The sequence below is a fragment of the Niveispirillum sp. SYP-B3756 genome, assembly GCF_009495745.1.
In the GTDB taxonomy this organism is placed as follows: Bacteria; Pseudomonadota; Alphaproteobacteria; order Azospirillales; family Azospirillaceae; genus Niveispirillum.
Window position 1 is genome coordinate 1 of sequence record NZ_WIDQ01000046.1, and the last position, 2,424, is coordinate 2,424.

Here is a 2,424-nt window from a genome sequence, read left to right on the forward strand (position 1 = left end):
GGGACAGGATCGACCATTCGTGGTCCGTAAGTTCGTAGCGGCGGCGCGTCATCAGGGGCTCCTTGTCAAAGCCCTTGAATCACGACGCCAATTCCAAACCAAGCAGTTTTATGAGTTTACTGCCTAGCAGGCGGGGCTTGAGACCTTCTCCAGATTCTCCAGCTCCATCCGCACCCGGAAGTCGCCGTAATCCACCAGCATGGAACGCATGACGCCATTTTCCAGCAGTTCCATGCTGGTTTCATATTCCGGCAGCACCTCCCCCGGTGCGGTGGGGAAGAAGGCCAGTGACACCTGCCAGGCCTTGGCGGCCAGCAACTCCTTGTCCTTCACCTTGATCTGCGCCGGGGCAGGGGGCCGCAGCTTGCCCAGGATCGTGTTCACGTCGCTGGCACCTTCTGCCTCCGCGCCATCGAAGATGGGGACGGAGAACAGGTTGTCATCCGTGCCGACCTGCGCCAGAACCCGCAATGTATGGGCCGAGGGGAACATGGTGCCGGGTTTCAGCGCCACCGTCTTGGCCTCCGGCTTGTCATAGCGCGCGCTGCCGCCCTTGGCCTTGTCCAGATTGGCGCCGCCAGACAGTTCCTCATCCACCTCCCCATTTACCAGCTTGCGTACATTGAAGCGATAGGCGGAGCCGTCCTTGGCTTCCCAGGTGGCATAGTTGGTGACCAGTTCGGTCTCCTCCCCCTCGCTATAGGCGAATTTCACCTGGAAACGCTGGTTGATGGTCCAGCCATCACAGGCATCGTTGAAGGCGAAGCTCATCTGCCCGCTGACATCCGAAATGCCGCTTTGCAGGCGGGCATGATCCAGGCTCAGCTTATAGGTGGCCTTGTGTGGGGCGATGTTGGCAGTGCCAGCCCCGGCAGGGGCAACCGCCCCGCCCAACATCAGCAGCGACAGCAGCAGGGCAACGGGGCGGCGATGGGCGGAACGGGGGGCGGCGACGGGAGCGGACACGTTGCAGGTCAACCCTTGGAACGGATAGGGGCCTCCATCTTGCGCTTTGCAGCAAGGCGCTGCAATGGACTTTCAGGGGGATGGACCAAAGGGAGGCGGGGCGGCAGCTTCTGCCGATATCGGCTCGACAGCAGGGGCAGAATTTGCCGGGAGGCGAGAAGTGCCCGTGGTCAACATGGTGATAAGTCACTGATCTGACATGAAGTCTCGGTTGGCATGTCGGTTGCTGTTGTGTTGGCAACCAGCGTCTCCGCGCAATGGAGCTAACCGATGACCCTGCTTGATACCAACCTTGCCGTTCCGCTTGCGGCCTCCGCCCTTGGCTTGGCGGTTGGTGTTGAACGCGGGCTGCCTTTCCCGGCGCCACGGCGCCTGCCCCCGGACGATGCCGCCTATGGCAAGCTGCTTCAGGATGCCATGCTGCGGCTGCGGGCGGCCGAAGCCCGCATTGCCGAGCAGAAGGAACGGATTGAGCATCTGGAAGCCCTGGCCATGACGGATGAGCTGACGGGGCTGCCGAACCGGCGTGGCTTTGTTGAGGCTTTCCGCCGGGAGTTGGCCAGCGCGCGCCGCAGCGGCAAGGGCGGGGTGCTGGCGATTGTCGATCTCGACGGGTTCAAGGCCATCAATGATGTGCATGGCCATCTCTGCGGCGATCATTATCTGCGCCAGGTGGCGCGGGCGCTGGCCGATAATGTGCGGGCCCATGATGTGGTGGCCCGGTTCGGCGGCGATGAATTCGCTGTGCTGTTGACGGATGTGGAGGCGGGCCAGGGGGCAGAGCGGGCCAAAGCCCTGTCGCGCCGCTTCAATGCGCTGACCTGTCGCTGGCAGATGCTGGATCTGCCTTTGCGGGCCAGTTTCGGGGTGGAAGCCTATGGCGCCAATGACCGGGAGGAAGAGGTCATTCGCCGGGCAGACGCCGCCATGTATCAGATGAAGAAATCCAACAGGGTGGCACGGGCGGGATAAAATCAGCGCTGGACTGCCATCCGGCCTGTTCCCCGCATCCCCCATCCTGCGGCCCCTGCCAAGGGGCCATTTGGAAGAGAGGGGCCTGTTCCTTACGCCGGAACAGGCCCCTTCTTCATCACGATCAAGGGAGATTGGTGTTATACCAAGTCGCCGGGCCTGTTGAGAAATCCGATTGCTGATCTGATGATTTGCAGTCTGGTCAGACGGTAAATGTGTTCAGAGTTCTGTTTGGCAGGAGCCAACAGCGCAAGATCAGCAGCAGATAGGCGGCCAGACGCTTGAGGTTGACCGCAGCGGCGGCGAGGTAGGCCTGGATTTGCATGTTGTCGAGGCCGCGGCGGATGGCCCGTCCTAGGCCGTGCCAGGTCTTGGCCTCACCATGGTAGCCTTCGACGCGGATACGGTGGCTGCGGTAGAGGGCTCTTTCATGGTCGCCCCATCGGGCATATTTTCGTCGTGCGCGCAGTAAGGCGTCGTGGTTCT

Annotated in this window: 3 protein-coding genes; 1 reads left to right on the forward strand and 2 read right to left on the reverse strand. The window is 62.0% G+C overall.

Features of this window, described 5'->3' with window-relative positions:
* Nucleotides 1-123: 123 nt before the first annotated feature.
* A complete protein-coding gene (locus tag GE253_RS25620; RefSeq protein ID WP_153206980.1) occupies nt 124-966 on the reverse strand; it encodes a cell envelope integrity EipB family protein in 843 nt (280 codons plus the stop codon).
* Nucleotides 967-1,236: 270 nt separating this feature from the next.
* Between GE253_RS25620 and GE253_RS25625 the strand changes: the two genes are divergently transcribed.
* Nucleotides 1,237-1,938, forward strand: a complete 702-nt coding sequence (locus tag GE253_RS25625; RefSeq protein WP_153206981.1) for a GGDEF domain-containing protein — start codon at nt 1,237-1,239, stop codon at nt 1,936-1,938.
* Between the two features lie 202 nt (nt 1,939-2,140).
* Here GE253_RS25625 and GE253_RS25630 read toward each other — a convergent pair.
* Nucleotides 2,141-2,424 (reverse strand): transposase (locus GE253_RS25630; protein ID WP_173012845.1); only part of this gene is annotated, 284 nt, incomplete at its 5' end.

What these genes read in the sequence shown, in the direction of transcription:
- GE253_RS25625 (WP_153206981.1), top strand. Translation starts at nt 1,237, where the DNA reads ATGACCCTGCTTGATACCAACCTTGCCGTTCCGCTTGCGGCCTCCGCC.